A 7465-nucleotide genomic window follows, 5' to 3' on the forward strand; every position below is an offset into this window, starting at 1 on the left:
AGTAGGACATCGCCAGGCTCCTATTCGTTTTTATCTCTTTATAAAAAAGATAAAAGCAAAAAAGTTTTTAGATTTACCTTTGCATTTAAGGAAGCCTAGAAACAAAAACTAGATAATAAGCATCTTAGATAAGGCTTATATTTAGTAAAAATTTGTGGAGGGATGGCTGAGTGGTCGAAAGCACCGGTCTTGAAAACCGGCAACCGTTAATAGCGGTTCTAGGGTTCAAATCCCTATCCCTCCACCACTCTTAAAGATTAAACCGCTGTTTTTACAGCGGTTTTTTCGTATCTAAAGCCTCGAAAATCATCTTGCACAGAAAGGTAGCACAGATGTACTTATTGAGACTTCCAAATAGCGTATACTACACACGCATCGCCACCCCACTTTCACTGCGTAGCAGCGGTTATCCCAAAGAGTTTAAATTCTCTCTTCTAACTCGTGAACGTAAAGTCGCTTACCTGAGAAATATCGAACAGGTTCAATTACTCCATGCTCTTTTCGACAGAGCCAAAGTCACTGCATTAAGTTTTGCCGAGTTCAAAGCTGAGCTTACTCATAGTATTAATCAGTTGCGTCAAAATTATCGTTCTCAACCAGAGACAACGACGAATGCACCAATACTGCGACCTGCCGTAGAAGCAAAGGCAACAGCGCCGAGACTAAGTGTTGGAAAAGAGGCGCTGGTTCAGTTCATTGAATCGAAGCAGCTTGAGAATGTGACCCGATTGACGATTAAACAGCTCCAGCAGCGTTGTAGTGATTTTCTAAACTATCTATTAAGCCAAGGGAAAGAAAAGCCAAGTAACAGCCTTGCCATGGCTTACAGAGATGAACTGATACAGCGTAAGCTTAGCCATAAGAGCTTAAAAGACTATCTGGCCGCAAATCGGCAGTTCTTTAATTGGTGTGTGGCAAAAGAATTGATAGCAACTAATCCATTTATGGTGGTGAAGCTACCAAAGAAGACAAATAGCTCAACTCAGCGCAGGCGTTGGAAAGCGATAGAGCTGAAGAAACTATTCTCTAGTCATGCCTATAGTGAGCAAGGTGAGCAATTTGACTGGATAACCAAGTTACAGATGCATCAAGGCTGCCGCCCTTCAGAGGCTTGTCAACTTCGCATCAAGGACATCACGTTAGGTCATATCCCTTGTATCCACTTTTCCGATGATGCGGAAAACCAACACCTAAAAAATGCGGCTTCCAACAGAGTTGTGCCAATACACCAGAAGTTGCTTCAATCACGCTTTCTTGATTATGTAGAGCAACGAAAACAACAAGGTGCTATTCAGCTTTTTGACCTAGTTCCCCGTGGAGACGACTTGGATTGGTCAAAAGATTACCGTGACGTTTTTGGTGATGTTCTTGATGCCTGTCATTTCAAAGCGGGACAACGCCCAACCGCCTATTCATTCCGTCATACCGTTGTTGATGAACTGCAAAAGGCGGGCATCGAAGAGCATGTGGTCGCTCAGATAATTGGGCATAAACACAATACGATGACCTACGGACATTATGCGAAACGGCTATCCCCAGAAGAGTTGGTTGATGCTGTGAATAGCTTTCAGTTGAGCACATCTCAGTAAAATAAGCTTGACAGTAAACCGACAAAAACCGTCTCTAAAAAAGTGAGGCGGTATAGCAACCCGACAGACAGTCCTGACTCAGAAATGCCCCTTTCTCTTTTAGTTAAGCCTATCAGTAACGTGAAGTAAGCGATCTAATGGGATACATTGGCTCCTCATAAGGCTGTCGACAAACATCAGGTTCTACCAATTCTGAGTGGAATCGTTACTTACTTAGATCATCGTGAGCTTCATTTTCTGCTTTAACTTTCATCAGACTGTAGATGAACTCAAGGTTGTTACTCATTATTTTTATTATGGCTTGTAACTGGATGAATACTAAGTAATTGATCACTGAAATACCTGCGATTCTGATATAGAAATAAGAATCAAAGGTCTTACATAGGTGCTGAATGTACGGGGTAAGTAAATTAAACAAAACTATCCCCACTAACACTAACGCCGATGAGAATATTGTTAAAACTAGGCTTCGGATTCTTTGGGTTTGTTCTGTGCCTTTTATTAAACTGAATTTTTCTGGATTAGTAAATCGGGCAATAGCTTCTGGGTAGCTATAAGCCACCCAGATTCCCGCTAGCGTAAAAACAGCCGCAGAAACATTCTGTAAGGTACCTGTTAAATTTTTTAGATCCGTTAAGGTAATAAAGTCTCTACCTAAGTATGCAATAAATATACTTATTGTTATGTATATTATCTGAAGAAGTATATCTTTCAGTTTCATTTTAGCCCCCGTATTTTCGACTGTACTGTTCTGCTGCTCCAGTTGTCGAGAAGTTTAGCAGCGACTCACGAACATCTTGTAAAGTATTCATGACCGTTTTAGCAGGGTAGTAACTACCGTCCATTTTCTGAGTTGGATCTAGTGTGATTTTTCTTCGGTCAACATAGTTACTGAACCACTTTGTGGTGTCTTCGTCATTTGTTCTAAAGCCTATATCATTCCAAGGCACACCCTCAGAATTCTTACTACCATCATTTTCTTCATTATAGATGTTAAGGATATCTCGTAACTCGTCAGCAGTAACAGTTGCCTCTTCAATTATTTCTACATGCTTTTTCGGCTTTGTTGACGTTCGTTTCTTATTAACTTTATTCCATAGTGACAGAACTGGATTTTTCTCAATTTTCTTTTCTGAAGAGATAGTTTCTCTGATGACTAAGTGGGTAATGTAAGGGGCTAAGTGATCAGGGGAGATATCATCAATATTTAACTCTCTCATTTTTGCTTTAAATGAAAATTTTGTTGAGTACTTGCCACACGGTGATTTGTAAGTGACGTTCTTGCGATCAATATCTTTATTAGCAAAATGATTGAACTGAGTCGAATTGTGTACAACTTTATTCTCGTCAGGGATAAAGTTTTCAATACTTCTTTTTATATACCAACACATTTCATCTGTGTTTACGATTGCATGTGGGAACTTGATTGAAGCGATTAAGTTCTGTTCTGGGATGTACCAAAAATACATAGGCGCGCCATAGATTAACTTTTTACCTTTCGCATTTTTTTCGACTTGGATTACATCGCCACTCGCACTGCCGACTTTCGCATCTTGGACAAAACCGCTTAACTTGCCTTCGTCATTGGAGAATGCTTTACAAAAAACAATCAATCGGTCTCCATTTTCCGCCGATACCTCACAGTCCTTGAAGTAAACATGTGAACGGTTAGGGTGTGAGGCTGAATCGAAAGGAAGAGTCTCGCAAAAATCTCTCGGCTTCGCCCATTCAATGACTTTATCTAGGATTTCTTTTAGATCACCTTTGACATGTACAGAGGAACGTTTTTTGGAGTCACCTAATTTTTTACTTCTGTAGAACCCACACTCTTCGATTTCAAAAAAAGTAATCAGCCCATTTTCCATATGTCACCCCACCAAGCTATTGCGAGCTTTATCAATAATGCATTTATTTTCAGATGGTTATATTACCACCTATAGTAGGGAGGATATACAAATAGAGCTACTCCAAGAATTATTTCGAGCCTTTGAACTCCGCTTATGTGGTTTTTTGCTCATAAGACAAAAACGTATAGTTGTAGTGGTTCAAGTCATTTGGTCACCTAAAGATAAAAGTGCCTTTTCACTATCAACACAGCTATGCGATACCTGACCCAATCGTTCAAACGCGAAATTAGCAATACCGCTAAAGTTAAAATGTCTAAGGATGTGTTGCAATATCACCGCTAGCAAGTTTTTGTCTCTTTCCTTTTGTAAGTCTCGATAACATTGATTTGGCCTGCCTCGACACATAGCGCAAAGTGTATCGAGTGACTCACTCGGGAAAAACGTCAGAATAACTCGTCCGTTTGGGAAAAACGTCAGAGTAACTCGTCCGTTTGGGAAAAACGTCAGATTAACTCGCCCATTTGGGAAAAATATCAGATTAACCCATCATTGAGGAAACGAGGCAAGTCTCGGTCTAATAGCTAGTTTCAAATATTAGAAATTGTCCGAAAAATCAGAATACCCTCAAACGTTTTCGCGTATGTCCCTCCTAGATCCACTTTGATTAGTGATGGTGGATGTAAATATCATCTATAGATTTGTCCGCCGACTACTTTGAAAAATCTCAAAAAAACAACTCATTGATAAAAAACGACAAGCAGAAAATTTAATATTAAACCATTAATAATATTAGTAATTTCATATTTGTAATTTGCTTTTTATGGCTATAAGCTGCTCTCAAATAGAAGAGTAGCAACTAGCTGCCTAAGTGCAATTAACGTGGAAACTAGCAATTCAACATTGGTTAATGTCATCATCGACAAATTCATTGAAAGTCGTGTACATACCGTCGCGCCTTCAACACTCAGATCGGATAGATGTAAGGCGGGAAAACTCAAAAAACACTTGAAGAAACGTTTGATAACAGAGATTAGGCACAGTGATATTCACGACCTAATTACCTCATTTCACCGACGCTACAGTAATAAATCGATCAATGAATTCCTCATTATTCTCAGAGCAGTATTCAAGCGTGCCATACGCGATGGAATCATTGAGCGTGACCCGATGGACGGAATTGAAAACCTAACTGTCACGAATAAAGAACCAAATCCATTCACCAAGTCTGAAATCAAAAAACTGAATGACGCCACCTCCGAATGTTCTAGTGGCAAAAATGCTGTGCTGTTAAATATACTAACAGGCCTCCGAATCAGTGAGTTATTAGCACTAGCTTGGGAGGATATCAATTGGCAACGTAAAGAGCTGTATGTTCGTCGTGCAAAAGTGTTGAACGATTATAAAGTTCCGAAAACACAAGGCTCAGTTAGAACGGTAGAACTCAATGAACTGGCAATAATGCTTCTGAAAGAGCAATTAAAATGCACTGGCTCAAAACGGAAACGAGTACTGTCTCTATTGCAAATCGATAATAAAACTTGGACAAAAGAAAAAGTCCGTTTTGTGTTTTATAACTGCGATACGAACCAACCGTTCCTAAATGCTAAACAATTTAGCAAAACTTTCTTCACTCCGTTTCTGAAAAAAGCAGAAATTCAGCATCGTGGTGTTGGTCAATTGCGGCATACCTACGCTAGCCAAAATCTCACGGCTGGCATTAGCAAAGACTGGATAGCACGCCAGATGGGTCATACTGGCACAAATATGATAGATAAACATTATGGCCGTTGGATACGCTCTGACGCCCCCGACTTTGCTAATGCCGCAGCGGCTCATCTTTCAGACGCATTTGGGTATTCTGAAAATATATCCGTTAAGGAAACTTCGAGTGTTTCATCTGATGTGCTGGCGCTAGCGAGTGCTCTGCAAGATAAGCCTGAACTAAAAGCCCTCATTCAGGGCGTTATGGGAGGTGCTTTATGAGTATTATCCTCCCTGCCATATGTGGCATTGTCAGTGCCACATATGGCAATACCGTTGCCAAATTTGGCACTAGTCGTGCCAAAGTCGCTCACTTGAAAAGTGGGACGCGACAGCAACCCGATGCGCTCCCGTCACACTTTTGCTTCGCAAAAGATGAACGTGAGCTACGGGCAAGAGAAGTCTCTCTTGACTCTCGATGTACCTGCCCTCTGGGGAGGTCAGAATGAACCAGAATATCCGTCAATTTTGTGGTAAGTATAACTACACATCCCAGTCAGAGAGTCGCCTTAAATGTGAAGCATCGCTCAAGCATTCGCTCAGAATAACCTCCACTCTCGCAGATTCACAGGCAAAGGCTAAACCAACTAAAAAGCTGGAATGGAATGAAGCACTATCAGCTAACAATCTTATCTGGTGTAACGGCAAGTTATCGCAATTAGATACGTGGTCGGAAGAGACGCGTATGGATCTGTTATATCGTATTGCACCTGTTCCGCGTATTCATAATCAGAGAAAACTTCAGACTCAGCATCGGCAATACCAACTGAAAATGAAAAAGGCGATTACCAGTGAATTGAAAAAGGACAATAACGAAGCTGCTGAGTTTCTTCAGGTCGTTCTTGATACTGATGGTCATGTCTCGTATTCCAAAATAGAGAGGTTTGGAAAACTCAACATGCAACGGAAAAAGCAGCGGATTAAAATGCTGGAGACCTATCTGAACGCGCACAACCAGGTTCATCGCCGTGCACCAACGAATGCTGTTTATTTACAGGAAGGCATCTTAAAAGTACCTCATCAATGGCAAGTGGGTTTAGATACCGTAAGTCTGAAAGAGTACATTGAACTTACGCGCAAGTTCCTGACTCATTATTTTCCACAATACCAAATTGAGGCCATTATTGGTCACGATGATGAGCGGAGTGTTGAGCAAGATACAGGTTGCCACCCACACTACTTTCTTTCGGGGCGGAATACTGAAACAGGTGAGTTCGACCTGCACAAACGGCAGATACAGGTAGTAAATGAGTACATCAGGCACATGTATTCAGTTGACGGTTTCTTTCCTAAAGACAGCAAGCTCAGCCGTGAGGAATCACGGGACTTTGGGCGCTTTTTTCAAAAGATGGTAAAAGACTTTGTAAATGAGCACCTGTTTCATGCCAAAGGTCTCAATGTGGCGTTTGCGCCAGAGACTGAACAACAGTCAGAAAGACGGCAAGAAATGAACAGAGAGGCCAGTCTTCCTAAGTCCGAACGCAGCTACAACTATCACACGCATCAGTTAGAACTGATTCAGAACAAGATTGAGCTGACAGAGAAGCAGCACGTTAATTTGGTAAATAAGCAGAAAAAAGTTGAGCAGGAGCTGACCTTGCTGACTAATAATGCAGTGCAAGAGCAGATTAGGTTAAGTCAGCTACAGGTTGAGCGAGATACGATGCAAATAGAAGTATCTGACCTTAAGACGGAATCATCTAGGCTGACCTCCCTCAGCCAAAACTTAATACAGGCTCTGGTGCCAAAACTGGTTGATATTTTTAAGAAAGTATTACTTTCTATCAATGCCAAAGATAAAGGTGTGATGAAAAAGCAAAGCGAATATCTAGCCTCTGCCTTGAACTCCACGTTAGATCTGCCACCTGAACTGGCAGATAAAATGGCAGATGAGATTGCTCTGCTGCAAGAATCCGATAACCAGTTAACAAGCCAGAGCACCGATAAAGCACCAAAATAAGTAAATAAATAAGTAAGTTAGTTAACTGACTTACTTTACTAACTCAGGAAAACAAGCGTCTAGAAGAGCAATTAGCAATGCCTATTACAAACTGAGTAGCCATTCACTCGGTGTCATTTCACTAGCATGGTGGAGTTCTTAAAATTTAGACCGTTTTTTAAGAATTCTTAATTCGGTTAAGAATTGCTAAGAATCCAAATTACTCGCCCCGATCACTCCTGCACCCTGCGATTGATAGGTATATGCTAAATCTGATCGCTCAAACACCTTAAGTCGCCGTTCTGATCAATCCAGCACCCTGGAATGGG

5 protein-coding genes and 1 tRNA gene are annotated in these 7465 nt (G+C 41.0%); 4 read left to right on the forward strand and 2 right to left on the reverse strand.

From position 1 onward, the window contains the following. The first annotated feature begins 156 nt into the window (after nucleotides 1–156). Nucleotides 157–247 (forward strand) — tRNA-Ser (locus FCV43_RS17965). A gap of 85 nt (nucleotides 248–332) precedes the next feature. Next, nucleotides 333–1589 carry a tyrosine-type recombinase/integrase gene (locus FCV43_RS17970; protein WP_136995923.1) on the forward strand — a complete coding sequence of 419 codons (1257 nt, stop codon included), beginning with the start codon at nucleotides 333–335 and terminating at the stop codon, nucleotides 1587–1589. Between the two features lie 205 nt (nucleotides 1590–1794). On the opposite strand, the gene FCV43_RS17975 is transcribed toward FCV43_RS17970, so the two are convergent. Both FCV43_RS17975 and FCV43_RS17980 read right to left on the reverse strand, forming a co-directional pair. After that, complete coding sequence (locus tag FCV43_RS17975) at nucleotides 1795–2310, reverse strand: hypothetical protein (RefSeq protein ID WP_136995924.1); 516 nt, start codon at nucleotides 2308–2310, stop codon at nucleotides 1795–1797. Nucleotide 2311: 1 nt separating this feature from the next. Next, nucleotides 2312–3454: a hypothetical protein gene (locus FCV43_RS17980; protein ID WP_136995925.1), complete on the reverse strand. Its 1143-nt coding sequence runs from the start codon at nucleotides 3452–3454 to the stop codon at nucleotides 2312–2314. A gap of 861 nt (nucleotides 3455–4315) precedes the next feature. Here FCV43_RS17980 and FCV43_RS17985 point away from each other — a divergent pair. Beyond that, complete coding sequence (locus FCV43_RS17985; protein WP_136995926.1) at nucleotides 4316–5419, forward strand: tyrosine-type recombinase/integrase; 1104 nt, start codon at nucleotides 4316–4318, stop codon at nucleotides 5417–5419. Nucleotides 5420–5642: 223 nt separating this feature from the next. Continuing rightward, entirely contained in the window at nucleotides 5643–7157 is a 1515-nt protein-coding gene (locus FCV43_RS17995) for a hypothetical protein (RefSeq protein ID WP_136995928.1), read from the forward strand. Nucleotides 7158–7465 lie beyond the last annotated feature (308 nt).

The sequence above is a fragment of the Vibrio genomosp. F6 genome (assembly GCF_005146325.1).
GTDB lineage: Bacteria > Pseudomonadota > Gammaproteobacteria > Enterobacterales > Vibrionaceae > Vibrio > Vibrio cortegadensis.

Coding starts and splice junctions, on each gene's coding strand:
- FCV43_RS17970 (WP_136995923.1), top strand. CDS start 333: ATGTACTTATTGAGACTTCCAAATAGCGTATACTACACACGCATCGCC.
- FCV43_RS17995 (WP_136995928.1), top strand. CDS start 5,643: ATGAACCAGAATATCCGTCAATTTTGTGGTAAGTATAACTACACATCC.
- FCV43_RS17975 (WP_136995924.1), bottom strand. CDS start 2,310: ATGAAACTGAAAGATATACTTCTTCAGATAATATACATAACAATAAGT.
- FCV43_RS17980 (WP_136995925.1), bottom strand. CDS start 3,454: ATGGAAAATGGGCTGATTACTTTTTTTGAAATCGAAGAGTGTGGGTTC.